14 protein-coding genes and 1 pseudogene are annotated in these 14126 nt (G+C 58.4%); 12 read left to right on the top strand and 3 right to left on the bottom strand.

What is annotated here, in order from left to right; translation table 11 throughout:
• The 3 genes and pseudogenes from ACUTJJ_RS08755 to ACUTJJ_RS08745 form a co-directional block, all read left to right on the top strand.
• Positions 1-115 (top strand): annotated as a pseudogene (locus tag ACUTJJ_RS08755) (enoyl-[acyl-carrier-protein] reductase FabI); the annotation flags it as partial.
• Positions 116-298: 183 nt separating this feature from the next.
• Positions 299-892 carry a TadE/TadG family type IV pilus assembly protein gene (locus tag ACUTJJ_RS08750; protein WP_144576222.1) on the top strand — a complete coding sequence of 198 codons (594 nt, stop codon included), beginning with the start codon at positions 299-301 and terminating at the stop codon, positions 890-892.
• Positions 889-1482 carry a TadE/TadG family type IV pilus assembly protein gene (locus ACUTJJ_RS08745; RefSeq protein WP_063949377.1) on the top strand — a complete coding sequence of 198 codons (594 nt, stop codon included), beginning with the start codon at positions 889-891 and terminating at the stop codon, positions 1480-1482. The genes ACUTJJ_RS08750 and ACUTJJ_RS08745 overlap by 4 nt, the downstream gene beginning before the upstream one ends.
• Positions 1483-1618: 136 nt before the next feature.
• Here ACUTJJ_RS08745 and ACUTJJ_RS08740 read toward each other — a convergent pair whose 3' ends face one another.
• Positions 1619-2941, bottom strand: coding sequence for an MFS transporter (locus tag ACUTJJ_RS08740; RefSeq protein ID WP_063949376.1), 1323 nt, complete (start codon positions 2939-2941; stop codon positions 1619-1621).
• Between the two features lie 303 nt (positions 2942-3244).
• Between ACUTJJ_RS08740 and cyoA the strand changes: the two genes are divergently transcribed.
• The 9 genes from cyoA to ACUTJJ_RS08695 all read left to right on the top strand — a co-directional run bounded on the left by cyoA (position 3245) and on the right by ACUTJJ_RS08695 (position 12045).
• Positions 3245-4318 carry a ubiquinol oxidase subunit II gene (gene cyoA, locus ACUTJJ_RS08735; RefSeq protein ID WP_445541894.1) on the top strand — a complete coding sequence of 358 codons (1074 nt, stop codon included), beginning with the start codon at positions 3245-3247 and terminating at the stop codon, positions 4316-4318.
• A 72-nt stretch (positions 4319-4390) separates the two neighbouring features.
• Positions 4391-6394: a cytochrome o ubiquinol oxidase subunit I gene (gene cyoB / locus ACUTJJ_RS08730; RefSeq protein WP_144576226.1), complete on the top strand. Its 2004-nt coding sequence runs from the start codon at positions 4391-4393 to the stop codon at positions 6392-6394.
• Between the two features lie 6 nt (positions 6395-6400).
• Positions 6401-7027: a cytochrome o ubiquinol oxidase subunit III gene (gene cyoC / locus ACUTJJ_RS08725; RefSeq protein ID WP_144576227.1), complete on the top strand. Its 627-nt coding sequence runs from the start codon at positions 6401-6403 to the stop codon at positions 7025-7027.
• The gene (gene cyoD, locus ACUTJJ_RS08720; protein ID WP_063949372.1) at positions 7027-7422 is read left to right on the top strand and encodes a cytochrome o ubiquinol oxidase subunit IV; all 396 of its coding nucleotides are present in this window, start codon (positions 7027-7029) and stop codon (positions 7420-7422) included. The genes cyoC and cyoD overlap by 1 nt, the downstream gene beginning before the upstream one ends.
• Positions 7423-7596: 174 nt before the next feature.
• Positions 7597-8358 carry an SURF1 family protein gene (locus ACUTJJ_RS08715; RefSeq protein ID WP_445541893.1) on the top strand — a complete coding sequence of 254 codons (762 nt, stop codon included), beginning with the start codon at positions 7597-7599 and terminating at the stop codon, positions 8356-8358.
• Between the two features lie 114 nt (positions 8359-8472).
• Positions 8473-9693, top strand: a complete 1221-nt coding sequence (locus ACUTJJ_RS08710) for a phosphopentomutase (protein ID WP_445541892.1) — start codon at positions 8473-8475, stop codon at positions 9691-9693.
• Complete coding sequence (locus ACUTJJ_RS08705) at positions 9690-10667, top strand: adenosine deaminase (RefSeq protein ID WP_445541891.1); 978 nt, start codon at positions 9690-9692, stop codon at positions 10665-10667. The genes ACUTJJ_RS08710 and ACUTJJ_RS08705 overlap by 4 nt, the downstream gene beginning before the upstream one ends.
• A gap of 92 nt (positions 10668-10759) precedes the next feature.
• Positions 10760-11389, top strand: a complete 630-nt coding sequence (gene upp / locus ACUTJJ_RS08700) for a uracil phosphoribosyltransferase (RefSeq protein ID WP_063949369.1) — start codon at positions 10760-10762, stop codon at positions 11387-11389.
• Between the two features lie 134 nt (positions 11390-11523).
• Positions 11524-12045, top strand: coding sequence for a TIGR02281 family clan AA aspartic protease (locus ACUTJJ_RS08695; RefSeq protein WP_296066559.1), 522 nt, complete (start codon positions 11524-11526; stop codon positions 12043-12045).
• Here the strand turns inward: ACUTJJ_RS08695 and deoA are convergent.
• Together deoA and deoC are read right to left on the bottom strand one after the other, a co-directional pair.
• Positions 12038-13354, bottom strand: coding sequence for a thymidine phosphorylase (deoA, locus tag ACUTJJ_RS08690; protein WP_445541890.1), 1317 nt, complete (start codon positions 13352-13354; stop codon positions 12038-12040). The genes ACUTJJ_RS08695 and deoA overlap by 8 nt on opposite strands.
• Positions 13351-14124 (bottom strand): deoxyribose-phosphate aldolase, encoded by a 774-nt coding sequence (gene deoC / locus ACUTJJ_RS08685; RefSeq protein ID WP_296066275.1) that lies wholly within the window; start codon positions 14122-14124, stop codon positions 13351-13353. The genes deoA and deoC overlap by 4 nt, the downstream gene beginning before the upstream one ends.
• Positions 14125-14126: the final 2 nt, after the last annotated feature.

Below are 14126 nucleotides of genomic sequence, written 5' to 3'. Positions count from 1 at the left end.
TCTGCTGTCCAGCCTGTCCCGCGGCGTGACCGGCGAATGCCACTATGTGGATTGCGGCTACAACATCACCTCCACGCCGACGCTGGAGGTGCTCGCCCGGGCCGATGCGGATTAAGCGTCTGCTCCATCCATTCTCGAAAAGCCTGGCCCTGAGCCAGGCTTTTTGCTGTGGGGCGTACCAAATTCGGAATTCAATAAAGTATAGTTTATCGAAGTAATAGAATCTAAACATGGGGTGGTTATCGTCCGCAACAATTCAACGGTTGCGCTTGCCGCATATTCTCAGAGATAGACCCCTATGCGACTGGCCAGACTGAAGCCATTGCTGGAAAAATTCGGCGTCTCGCGCGACGGGACAGCAGCCATCGAATTCGCGATCCTCGCCATTCCCTATTTCCTCGTCGTGTTTGCAATCCTCGAAACCTTCATTGCCATGATGGCCGAACAGGTCGTCGTGAACGCGACGGAGACAATGGGCCGGCGCCTGAGGACGGGCCAGATCAGCAGCTCGATCTCGAAAGCGGATTTCCGCAAGAATTTCTGCGATGAAGTCTCCATCATGATCAACTGCGACGGTGAGATCGAGAAAGAACAGAAGCTTTACATCGATCTTCGCTCCTTCGCCGCCTTCAAGGATATTCCGACCACGATACCACTGAAGGCCTATGGCGAATATTATGACCTCGACACGGCCCAGTTCGGCTTCAAGCCGGGCGGACCGGAAACCATCAACATGTTGCGCGTCTATTATCGATGGCGCGTCGTCGCCGATATCATCCGGCCTTATCTTACGAAGATAAGGCCCGTCGATGGCTCCATGCCCTCGCATTTTCTCATCGTTGCAACGAGCGCGTTCATGAACGAGAAATACACGACGAGCGGGGGCTCATGATGGCGGGGCTACTATCCGCGGCAGCAAACGGCAAACAACGTCTTGTCGCTCTCGCGTTGCGCTTTGCCCGCGACAAACGGGGCGTGGGTGCAATCGAGTTCGCGATTATCTTTCCGATATTGCTCGCACTTTACTTGACGTCCTTTGAATTGACGATCGGCTACAACACCTACAAACGGGCGAGCACTGCAGCAGCGAGCATCAATGACCTGATATCGAAAACAGGTTCGGTCGACAAAACCTATCTGGCCGGCATGCAGGATGTCGCCGCAGCCATATTTGCACCCTACAGCATCAAAGGCCTGCAACTGAAGGTCAGCGGCATCAAGATCGATGCGCAGAAGCAGGCCAAAATCGTGTGGTCATGGGATGAGAAAAATCAGAGACCCTATGCGGTCGGCTCGCCAGTGGCCGTTCCGACCCGATTGCAACTCGCGGACAGTTTCCTTATCCATGTCGAACTTTCCATTCCACATGACTTGATGATGTTCATGCCCGATATCGCCTCATCAGGCACAAAATCGATCACGATAAGTCGGGACTACTTCTTCAAGCAGCGCGACGCCGAAACGGCCTGCACCAATTGCTAAGCCGAGATGTGAGTATGGCGGTTCCGGCCGCCCGTGGATGAAAACTCGAAACTCATCCGGATAGGTGTGACAGGAGCGCCGCGAAATCCGGTAGGATTCCGCGGCGTCATGGCTGCGGGTGATGTCAAAGCCCCATTTACTCCGACGGCATATCCAGCGTGCGGCTGAACCATAGGGCGATAAGCGTGCAAAGTGCGCCCGACATCAGGTAAATACCGACGGCGAAAAGGCCGAACTTGGACGAAAATCCGAGCGCGACGAGCGGTGCGAAACCGGCGCCGATGAGCCAGGACACATCCGACGTCAGCGAGGCGCCGGTGTAGCGGTACTCACGGCTGAAGCGCGAGGCGAGCGCTCCGCCCGCCTGACCAAAGGACAGGCCGAGCAAGGAGAAGCCGATCAACACGAAGAGATAACGGCCGATATCACCAGACCCCAGGAGAATAGGCGCCACGAGGCTGAAAAGGCCAATCAGCACCGCTGCGATGGCCAGAAGCTTCCGTCGGCCGATGCGATCCGCGAGAACGCCCGAGATCACGATCATGCCACCAGCGATGATGGCGCTGACGAACTGCACGAAGAGGAAGTCGGACACACGCTGGCTGGTATTGAGCGACACCCAGCTGAGCGGAAAAACCGTGACGAGGTGGAAGAGCGCAAAGCTGGCCAGAGGCACGAAAGCACCCGTGACCACGACTGGAAACTGCGACCGCAACATCTTGAACATGGGCCGTGGTTCCAACTCATGCTGCTCCAGCATGGACTGGAATTCCGGCGTCACGATCATCCGCAGGCGGGCAAAGAGCGCAAGCACATTCAGCGCCAGCGCCACGAAGAAGGGGAAACGCCAACCCCAGGCGAGAAATTCCGCATTGGAAAGCTGCGTCACGAAGACAATGAAGAAGGCGCTGGCGAGGCCGAAGCCCATGGCGGCGCCGATCTGCGGCATCATGGCGTACCAGCCGCGCTGTTTCGGTGGTGCATTCATCGCAAGCAGCGAGACGAGACCATCCCATGCACCACCCAGTCCAAGACCCTGGCCGATACGGAAGACGGCGAGCAGGATCGGTGCGAGCATGCCGACTTCCGCATAGGAAGGCAGGAAACTGATCGCCATGGTGGAGCCACAGAGCGTGAACAGAGCCGCCATCAGCTTCACGGCGCGGCCGAATTTACGGTCGATCTGGAGGAAGATGAGCGAGCCGATCGGCCGTGCGATGAAGGCAAGGGAGAAAACAGCGAAGGAATAAAGGGTGGCCGTCAGTGGATCTGCATAGGAGAAGAACACGTGTGGGAAGACGAGCGCAGAGGCGATGGCATAGATGAAAAAATCGAAAAATTCGGTCATTCTCGCGAGAATGACGGCAATCGTGATGCGATCCGGATCGACCCTGACGGGGCCAGCCCCGTTTGCTTCCGGTGCCTGCCCAAAGGATGGAGCAGCATTGGTATAACTCATAATATCCCTCCTGCGTCATGGACGAACCATTCCCTGTAACGCGCCGGCTCCTCTTCCGTTGCGTTACTATGCGGCGGATTGTCACACGCACCCTACGTAACGTCAATTGAAGTTTGAAAATAAAGGGTTGCCGGTCAGGCCCAGCGTGCGATAATGCAGCCACTCCGCCTTTGAGCAGAACTGCCGCTTATGGTGCATCGCAACGCTTTCGCTGCACCGCGACAATATACCTCATTCCAGAAATGATGTTTGGCAATTATTCCGCAGCCTAATCCAAACTGTACGAGTTCAAAGAACGTGCGCATGATCAAAAAACTCCCATCCGCCCTTCTGGCGATCCCGGCTCTGTTGCTGCTCAGCGGCTGCAACCTCGTTGTCATGAATCCATCGGGCGACGTCGCCATCCAGCAGCGCGATCTTATCATCACGTCCACTGTCTTGATGCTGCTGATCATCGTTCCGGTCATCGTCCTCACGCTGTTCTTCGCATGGAAGTACCGTGAATCGGCGAAAGCGGAAGATTACGACCCCGAGTGGCATCATTCCACGCGGCTTGAAATGGTGATCTGGTCTGCGCCGGTCGCCATCATCCTGATGCTCGGCACGGTAACCTGGATTTCCACCCACCGCCTCGACCCCTATCGCCCGCTGGAGCGGATCGATGAGAACCGTCAGGTGACGGCCGATGTCAAACCGCTGACGGTCGAGGTCGTGGCGATGGACTGGAAGTGGCTGTTCTTCTATCCGGAACTCGGCATTGGCAGCGTCAATGAATTTGCCGCGCCCGTCGATGTCCCGATAAACTTCAAGATCACCGGAACGACCGCGATGAATTCGTTCTTCGTGCCCGCACTGGCCGGCCAGATCTACGCGATGGGCGGCATGCAGACCAAGCTGCACGCGGTGATCAACAAGGAAGGCGTCTATGACGGCTTCTCGGCAAACTTCTCCGGTCCCGGCTTCTCGCATATGCGCTTCAAGTTCCATGGTCTCAGCCAGCAGGGCTTCGACCAGTGGGTGGCCAAGGCAAAGGAAGGCGGCAAGGGCTTCGGCCGTCAGGAATATCTCGAATTCGCCAAGCCTTCCGAGCGTGAGCCGGTGCAGTATTTCGCTTCTGTCGATCCGGAACTCTACAACGCCATCCTCAACCGCTGCGTCGAGCCGAACAAGCTCTGCATGCGCGACATGATGCATATCGACGCCAATGGCGGCGGCGGCAAGGAAGGCATCGACATGGCCAAGGCTCTCAACTCCGTGGTCTGCACACCGCTTGCACCTTACGGCGTCGCCAATGGCCCGCAATCTACCCCGGCTGTGATCGAAGGTCAGACTTTCGAACCCGCGGCGCTGCCGGAAACGAAACAAGTCGCTGGCTGACGATCCGTCCCGGCATTCTGCGGCGCGGCCAGTCCGCGCCGATCATACGTTTTTGAATCGCAAGAGGCTAAAATGGTCGTCAACTCCGATCAAACGTCGTTCCTGTTCGGACGGCTAACCTGGGAGTCAATCCCGCTTCACGAGCCCATTCTTGTCGCCACCTTCGCGGCCGTGGCTCTGGGCGGCATCGCCGTTATCGGCGCCATCACCTATTTCCGCATGTGGGGCTATCTGTGGAATGAGTGGTTTACGAGTATCGATCACAAAAAGATCGGTATCATGTACATCATTCTGGCGCTCGTCATGCTTCTGCGCGGCTTTGCCGACGCCATCATGATGCGCGTTCAGCAGGCGATCGCCTCCGGCGGATCGGAAGGTTACCTTCCGCCGCATCACTACGACCAGATTTTCACGGCCCATGGCGTCATCATGATCTTCTTCATGGCCATGCCCATGATCACAGGTCTGATGAACTTCGTCGTGCCGCTTCAGATCGGCGCCCGCGACGTGTCGTTCCCCTTCCTCAACAACTTCTCCTTCTGGATGACCACGGCCGGCGCCGTCATCACCATGATCTCGCTGTTCATCGGTGAATATGCGCAGACAGGCTGGCTCGCCTACCCGCCGCTGTCGGGCATCGACGGAAGCCCGGGGGTCGGGGTCGATTATTATATCTGGGGCCTGCAGATCGCCGGTGTCGGAACGACACTATCGGGCATCAACCTGATCGTGACCATCATCAAGATGCGTGCGCCGGGCATGACCATGATGCGCATGCCGATCTTTGTCTGGACGTCGCTGTGTTCGAACATCCTGATCGTGGCCTCCTTCCCGATCCTGACCGCAACGCTCGCGCTTCTGACCCTTGACCGCTACGCTGGCACGAATTTCTTCACCAACGACCTCGGCGGCAATCCGATGATGTATGTCAACCTCATCTGGATCTGGGGCCATCCCGAAGTTTATATTCTGGTGCTGCCGGCTTTCGGTATCTTCTCCGAAATCGTCGCCACCTTCTCGGGCAAGCGTCTCTTCGGTTATGCCTCGATGGTTTACGCCACCGCCGTCATCACCATCCTGTCCTACCTCGTGTGGCTGCACCACTTCTTCACCATGGGTTCGGGCGCCAACGTCAATGCCTTCTTCGGCATCACGACGATGATCATCTCGATCCCGACGGGTGCGAAGATCTTCAACTGGCTCTTCACCATGTATAAGGGCCGCATCAAGTTCGACGTGCCGATGCTTTGGACGATCGGCTTCATGATCACCTTCGTCATCGGCGGCATGACCGGCGTTCTTCTCGCCGTTCCCCCTGCTGACTTCGTGCTGCACAACTCGCTGTTCCTGATCGCCCACTTCCACAACACGATCATCGGCGGCGTGGTCTTCGGCGTTCTGGCAGGTATCGTCTACTGGTTCCCGAAGGCTTTCGGTTACCGTCTCGATCCGTTCTGGGGCAAGCTGTCCTTCTGGTTCTGGTTCGTCGGCTTCTACTTCGCCTTCATGCCGCTCTACATCCTCGGCCTGATGGGTATCACCCGCCGCCTCAGCCAGTTTGAAGACAACTCGCTGCAGATCTGGTTCGTGATCGCTGCCTTCGGCGCGTTCCTGATAGCGCTCGGCATTGCCTCCTTCATCATCCAGCTCATCGTCAGCTTCCTGAAGCGCGAGCAGCTGCGTGACGTGACCGGCGACCCCTATAATGGCCGCACGCTGGAATGGTCGACGTCTTCGCCGCCGCCGCAGTACAACTTCGCCTTCACGCCCGTCATTCACGATGTGGATGCCTGGACGGACATGAAGAAGCGCGGTTACAGCCGGCCGCTGGAAGGTTTCATCCCGATCCATATGCCGAAGAATACCGGTGCTGGCGTGATCATCAGCGGCATCAGCGTGGTGCTCGGCTTCGCCTTGGTGTGGCATATCTGGTGGCTTGCAGCGCTGTCCTTCATCGGCATCATCGCAGTCTCGATCGCCCATACCTTCAACTACAATCGCGAATACTACATTCCCGCCGCTGACGTTTCGACCGTCGAGGCGGAACGTACGAAGCTGCTCGCGAAACAGGCGTAACGAAACATGGCTCATACACCTGCACACAGCGTCGACGGCGCTGAACCACCGGTCTTCTACCTGAAGGAAGACCACCATCCGGAAAACGGTACGTCTATCGGCTTCTGGCTCTATCTGATGAGCGACTGCCTGATCTTTGCCGTGCTCTTCGCCACCTATGCCGTTCTCGGCCGCAGCTATGCGGCCGGTCCTTCGGGCGCGGATCTCTTCGATCTCAAGCTCGTCGCCATCAACACCGGCTTCCTGCTTTTCTCCTCCATCACCTATGGCTTCGCCATGCTGGAAATGGAAAAGCAGAAGGTGAAGACGACGCTAGTCTGGCTCGGCATCACCGGTCTCTTCGGTCTCGCCTTCCTTGCCGTCGAACTCTACGAGTTCCACCACCTGATCGAGGAAGGTGCCGGCCCGCATCGCTCGGCGTTCCTGTCGTCCTTCTTCGCGCTGGTCGGCACGCACGGCCTGCACGTGACCTTCGGCATCATCTGGCTCGTGACGCTGATGGTTCAGGTCGGCAAGCACGGCCTGATCGCCGCCAACAAGCGCCGCCTGATGTGCCTTTCGATGTTCTGGCACTTCCTCGACGTCATCTGGATCGGCGTCTTCTCCTTCGTTTACCTCATGGGAGTTCTTTGATGAGTTCCGAAGCACACGCACATCACCACGCGCATGGCGACGACCATCACCACCATGATGGCGCCAGCCACGGTACGTTCAAAAGCTACATGATCGGCTTCGTCCTGTCGGTCATCCTGACGGCGATCCCGTTCTGGCTGGTCATGGGTGACGTCGTTCAAAACAAGACCGTGCTTGTCATCGCAATTATGGGTCTTGGCGTCATCCAGATCTTCGTGCACATGATCTACTTCCTGCACATGGACACCAAATCCGAAGGCGGCTGGACCTTCATGGCGCTGATCTTCACCGTCGTGGTCCTCCTGATCACGCTCTCCGGCTCGCTCTGGGTCATGTACAACATGAACAAAAACATGATGCCGCTGCATATCGAAGATGTGAAGAACCTGCCCTGAGCAGATTTGATGTTTCGCCCGCCGGGCTTCTCCGGCGGGCCACCCTCCGCGCCAACATATAACCCCATGAATCGTGGCGCGATTTATGGGGTTATTTGCTGGACGAGGCTGGTGCGGCGCCAATGGCCCGATGCGGACAAACCGTCGGCAAAAACCGCCTCGCAAGGACTTGAGATGAGTGAAATCACATCCGAAAACCGCCGCGTCCGCCCCGCGGCCATCGTCGTGCTGTTCCTGACCGTTGTCCTGACGTCCTGCCTTGTTGCTCTCGGAACATGGCAGGTCCAGCGCCTGTACTGGAAGCTCGACCTCATCGAGCGCGTCGAAGCGCGGGTCCATGCGCAGCCCGTCGATGCACCGGCAACCGGCGAATGGCCCGCTCTCACCGATCCCGCCGATTATGAATATCGCCGCGTCAAATTGACAGGTGTCTTTCTTAACGACAAAGAGGTTCAGGTCTACACCGTCACCGATCTGGGACCGGGCTATTGGGTGATGACACCACTGAAGCGCGACGACGGGTCCAGCATCATCATCAATCGCGGTTTCGTGCCCTCCGATAAGCGTGACCCGGCCTCCCGCGCGGAAGGTCAACCGGCCGGACGCGTCGAGGTCGTTGGCCTGATGCGCGGCCCGGAAACAGGCGGGCTTTTCCTGCGCACCAACGATCCGACGAATGGCCGCTGGTATTCCCGGAATATTCCGCAAATCTCTGAGGCCTCCGGCCTGTCCGATGTCGCACCCTTTTATGTCGACGCAGACGCCGCACCCAATCCAGGTGGCCTGCCGGTCGGCGGCAAGACCCTGCTCACATTCCCGAACAACCATCTCTCCTACGCCATCACATGGTATATCCTGGCGGCTATGGTTATCGCGGCCGGATGGTATGTCCTGCGCAATCTCAACGCGCCGAAATCCAAGCGCGATGAGGACTGAGCACCCGGTTTTACCGGATGGTTCATAAAAGCGCTTCCTTCTTCACGAATTGCTGATCTATAACCACGGATAGACCTGACGTTACCCGTCGGCATATTTTCGTTGCGGAGAGTTATGGCAAGAGCATTTCTTCTCGTTCTGGATTCCTTCGGGGTAGGCGGCGCGCCTGATGCGGAACGCTATGGCGACCTTGGCGCCAATACGCTCGGCCATATCGCAGAGTTCTGCGCAGCAGGGGCTGCAGACAGGACAGGCCTTCGCTCCGGGCCGCTGAAGCTGCCGAACATGTGTTCGCTCGGCCTCATCGAGATCGCACGACAGGCAAGCGGCGACATTCCCGCCAGCATGGAGCCGCCCGAGCGGATTTTCGGTCTGCACGGCTCTGCCAGCGAAATCTCCAAGGGCAAAGACACCCCTTCAGGCCACTGGGAGATCGCCGGCACGCCTGTAACCTTCGACTGGGGATATTTCCCGAGCGAAGGCGACGCCTTTTCGCCGGAGTTGGTTGACGCCATCTGCAACGCGGCCGATATCCCTGGCATCCTCGGCAATTGCCATGCTTCCGGCACCGAGATCATCGCCAGGTTCGGCGAAGAACATATCCGGAGCGGCAAGCCCATCTGTTACACCTCTTCGGATTCCGTGTTCCAGATCGCAGCGCATGAAACGCATTTCGGCCTTCCGCGGCTCATCGCGATGTGCGAGACCGTGCGCAAGCTGCTCGATCCACTGAACATAGGCCGCGTCATCGCGAGGCCCTTCATCGGCGAAACGGTCGCGACCTTTGAGCGCACCGGCAATCGCCGCGATTTTTCCGTTCTGCCGCCCGAGCCCACCCTGCTCGACCGGCTGGTGGAAGCGGGGCGAAAGGTGCATGCGATCGGCAAGATCGGTGACATCTATGCCCATCAGGGCGTCTCGCGCGTCATCAAGGCAAATGGCAACGCCGCCTTGATGGATGCGACGTTGCAGGCTATCGACGAGGCGGAAAACGGCGATCTCGTCTTTACCAATTTCGTCGATTTCGACATGCTTTATGGCCATCGCCGGGACGTTGCCGGTTATGCCGCCGCCCTTGAGGCCTTCGATGCGCGGATTCCCGAAATCCACCGTAAGATGGCGCCTGGCGATATAGCGCTTCTCACCGCCGACCATGGTTGCGATCCCACCTGGCGAGGCACGGACCATACACGCGAAAGGGTGCCAATCATGGCATTCGGCCCGGGCATCCGTTCCCGCGATGTCGGCATCCGCACGAGCTACGCCGATATCGGTGAAAGCATCGCCCATCATCTCGGCATTGATGCCGGTCCCCATGGCAGGAGCTTTATTTGACATCGCATTTGCTGAAAGCCGAAATTCACTGCCATCTCGAAGGCGCTGCTCCGCCTTCACTCGTTGCGAAACAGGCGGACAAATATGGCATCGACACCAGCAGTTTTCTGCGTGATGGCAACTATGTCTGGTCGGATTTCGCCGAGTTCATCCGCTGTTATGATGCAGTGGCGCAGGTGTTCAAGACCGACGAAGATTATGCCCTTCTCACCGAGACCTATCTCGCCGAACTTGCAGCGGCCAATACCATCTATAGCGAGCTGATCATTTCGCCCGATCACGGTGACCGCATCGGGCTGGGGGCAGATGCCTATCTGGCAGGTGTTGCAGAAGGGATCCGCATCGCAAAGGAGAAAACCGGCATCGAGACGCGCATCATCGTCACCGGCGAGCGGCATTTCGGTCCAGAGCGGGTCATCGCGGCTGCCGACTATGCGGCGCGAGTGCGGCATCCGCTTATATCAGGCTTTAACATGGCGGGTGAGGAGCGCATGGGACGGGTCGCGGATTACGCCCGTGCCTTTGACATCGCGCGAGACGCCGGTCTTGGGCTGACCATTCACGCGGGCGAAGTCTGTGGTCCGGAAAGCGTTGCCGATGCGCTCGATCTCGTCAGGCCGGCGCGTATCGGGCATGGCGTGCGCGCCATCGAAGATGCGGGCCTCGTCGCCCGGCTTGCCGAAACCGGGACTGTTCTTGAAGTTTGTCCCGGCTCCAATATTGCTCTCAAGGTCTATCCCGATTTTGCCAGCCATCCGCTCAGAGCTCTTAGCGATGCTGGCGTGCGCGTCTGCGTCAGTTCCGACGACCCGCCATTCTTCTTTACCTCACTGGCGCGGGAATATGCGCTGGCGGCGGACGCGTTTGGTTTCACCGAGGCCGAGATCAACGCCATGACGCGCACCGCACTGGAGAGCGCCTTCGTGGACGACGCCACCCGTGCAACGCTGCTCGCCAGACTCGAGCAGGCGTGAGTTGTTGTTGACGGGGTAAAAACACGAAGAAGGCTTGCGAAAAGCACGCTTTCGGTGAATTACAGGGCATGAGATAAAGAAAGGCCAGTTTCATGGACGGCGTCACAGTCATCGAACATCCGCTGGTGCGGCACAAACTCACAATCATGCGCAAGAAGGAAACCTCCACGGCCGGCTTCCGCCGCCTGCTGCGCGAAATCTCGACGCTGCTCTGCTATGAAGTGACGCGTGATCTTGAAATGACGATGGAGACCATCGACACGCCGCTTGAAACCATCGAGGCACCCGTTCTCGAGGGAAAAAAACTTGTTTTTGCCTCCATCCTTCGTGCCGGCAATGGCCTTCTGGAAGGCATGCTGGAACTTGTGCCTTCGGCGCGCGTCGCCCATGTCGGCGTTTATCGCGATCATGACACACTGGAAGCCGTCGAATATTACTTCAAAGCGCCCGAAAGCCTCGATGCCCGTCTGGTCATCGTCGTCGATCCCATGCTGGCAACCGGCAACTCCTCCATCGCTGCCGTTGAGAAGCTGAAGGAGCGCGGTGCGAAGAACATCCGCTTCCTATGTCTGCTGGCAGCTCCGGAAGGCATCAAGAATTTCCGCGAAGCCCATCCCGACGTGCCGATCTTCACCGCGGCGATCGATCGTCACCTCAACGAAAAGGGCTATATCGTGCCCGGTCTCGGCGATGCCGGCGATCGCATGTACGGTACCAAATAACGGCCGTTCATCATCGCTTAACTATTTCAGCCATTCGCGGCGCGCGGCCTCGCGGGTGGCTTATTGTTTTACGATTTCAGCATGTTTTGCGCCTATGCTGGTGGGGACAACCCCATTTCCTCAGGAGCATGAATTTGCTGCCCCGCGCCATTTTATTGTTTGTCGCTCTTTCAGCCGGCGCGACCCAAATTCCGGCACTGATGGAAAAAATTCAGCCGCGTCCGGAAACATCTATGGATCACCCCCCGGCATCGCCTGAAGTCTCCCGCCCCCAACCGGTCTCGCTGGGCACCGTGAGCCTGAAAGCGGATGACCGCGGTCACTTCAACGCGACTTTTCGCATCAACGGAAAGTCCGTGGATGGGTTGGTGGATACGGGTGCTTCCATGGTCGCAATCAACGAAACGATCGCCAGACGCCTCGGTTACGGCGCCAATAGCCTCGATTTCAAATATGCGATCTCAACCGCCAACGGGCGGACAATGGCCGCCTATGTGAAACTGGACCGGGTCGAAATCGGCGCTATCCGTGTTCAGGGTGTCGACGCCATGGTTCTGAAGGACAATGCGCTGGGCAACATGCTTGTGGGTATGAGCTTCCTGAAGCAATTGTCGTCGTTCAAAGTGTCGGGCGGCGAATTGCGGCTGGTCAGGTGATCCGCTCTATGACGGGATCGCGAACGTCCGGCGCGCTGTCAGCGATGACATAACAGGACATTATTTTTTTGGCGGCACGCTCCGCATCTTCCCTTGAAGACGCATGAATCGTGGCAATCGGCTGGCCCTTTTCGACGGGCGTGCCGAGCGGCATCATATCCGCAATACCCACGGCAGGATTGATCCTGTCCGCCGGCGTTCTTCTGCCGCCGCCGAGTTCAACGACAACCATCCCAAGGTCGCGGGTGGCGCAGGCGGCAAGCGTGCCGTTCCGCTCCGCCAGCACCGGAAAAATGAACGGTGCGGACTGCAGGTAGCGGGACGGATGTTCGACAAAGTCTGACGGACCACCGAGAGCAGAAACCATCCGCGCGAAGGTTTCAAGCGCCTTGCCCGACGTCAAAGCGGACGACGCCAGGGCGTGTCCTTCCTCAAGTGTTGACGCTTTTTGCGTCTGCACCAGCATCTCTGCTGCAAAGCAAAGCACGACCTTTTCGAGACGTGTGCCAGCTTTTCTGCCGGCAAGGAAGTCGAGACAGTTGACGATTTCCACGGCGTTGCCTGCGGCATCGCCTAGCGGTTCGTTCATGTCGGTGATCAGCGCCGTGGTCGGCAGGCCTGCGCCGTTTGCCACTTCGACCAGCGCATGGGCCAGGCTGCGCGCCTCATCGAGACTTTGCATGAATGCACCGTTGCCGACCTTCACGTCGAGAACGAGTGTCTGCAGTCCCGCGGCCAGTTTTTTCGAGAGGATGGAAGCAGTAATCAGGGGAATGGAATCCACCGTCGCAGTTACGTCCCTGATGGCATAAAGACGTCTGTCGGCGGGCGCAAGATCGCCCGTCTGGCCGATAATGGCGCAGCCGACGGACCGCACCGTCCGGCGAAGCAACGTCTCGTCCGGCATGACATTATAACCGGGAATCGCTTCAAGCTTGTCGAGCGTGCCCCCGGTATGACCGAGCCCCCGGCCTGATATCATCGGGACAGCGAGACCACAGGCGGCAACGATGGGGGCAAGCATCAGAGACACATTGTCGCCGACGCCGCCAGTCGAATGCTTATCCGCGACAGGCTTGGCGAGATCGGTCCAAGACAGGACATCACCGCTGTCGCGCATCGCGAGCGTCAGCGCCACCATCTCATCCCGGCTCATGCCGCGAAAGAACACCGCCATGGCAAAAGCAGCCGCCTGCCCTTCAGAGATGCCGTTTTTCGACAGCGCTTCGATGAAAGCGGCGATCTCCTGCGGTTCCAGCGGCAGTCCATCGCGTTTACGGCGGATGATTTCCTGCGGGATCAAGCTCAATACCCGCTGGCGGCCTTGGCCGGTTCACCACCGGCCAGCACATTCAAGACATCATCAAGAATGCCGGAGGCTCCAAAACGGAAGGTGGAAGGCATGGCCCAGTTCGGCGCCATGATGGTTTCGGCCAGCCGCAGATATAGTGTCGCATCCTCCACGGTGCCTATGCCCCCGGCGGGTTTGAAACCCACCTTTTGGCGGCTGTCACGGATCGCCTGCAACATGATGTCAGCCGCCTCCAGCGTGGCATTCACGGCAACCTTTCCGGTCGAAGTTTTGATGAAATCGGCCCCTTCGGCAATGGCGAGTTCCGATGCACGGCGGATCAGCGCCTTGTCCTTCAACTCGCCGGTTTCGAGGATGACCTTGAGAAGAACGGGAGCAACGCAGACCTTGCGCACGGCAGCGACCATCTGCGAAACGGCGGTTTCATCGCCGGCTATGAATTTGCGATAGGGAATGACGAGGTCGATTTCGTCGGCGCCATCACGGATCGCCGCTTCGGTTTCCGCAACAACGGTTGCCACGTCGAGATCGCCCGACGGAAAATTGACGACCGTTGCAATGCGGATCGCATGGTCTTTTCCGAACGCGGCGCGCGCCTGCGCCACGAAGCGCGGCCAGATGCAGATTGCGGCCGTATTGCCAAACTCCGTATGCGCCCGCTGGCAGAGCGCGGCGATCTGCTGTGGCGTGCAGTCTTCCTTGAGGTTGGTGAGGTCCAGCAAGGACAAAGTGAGGGCAGCCGCTTCGCGCGGACGCTGGAGTTCCATGG

It is taken from the genome of Agrobacterium sp. DKPNP3, from assembly GCF_052686535.1.
This window is presented reverse-complemented; position numbering and strand designations above follow the sequence as displayed.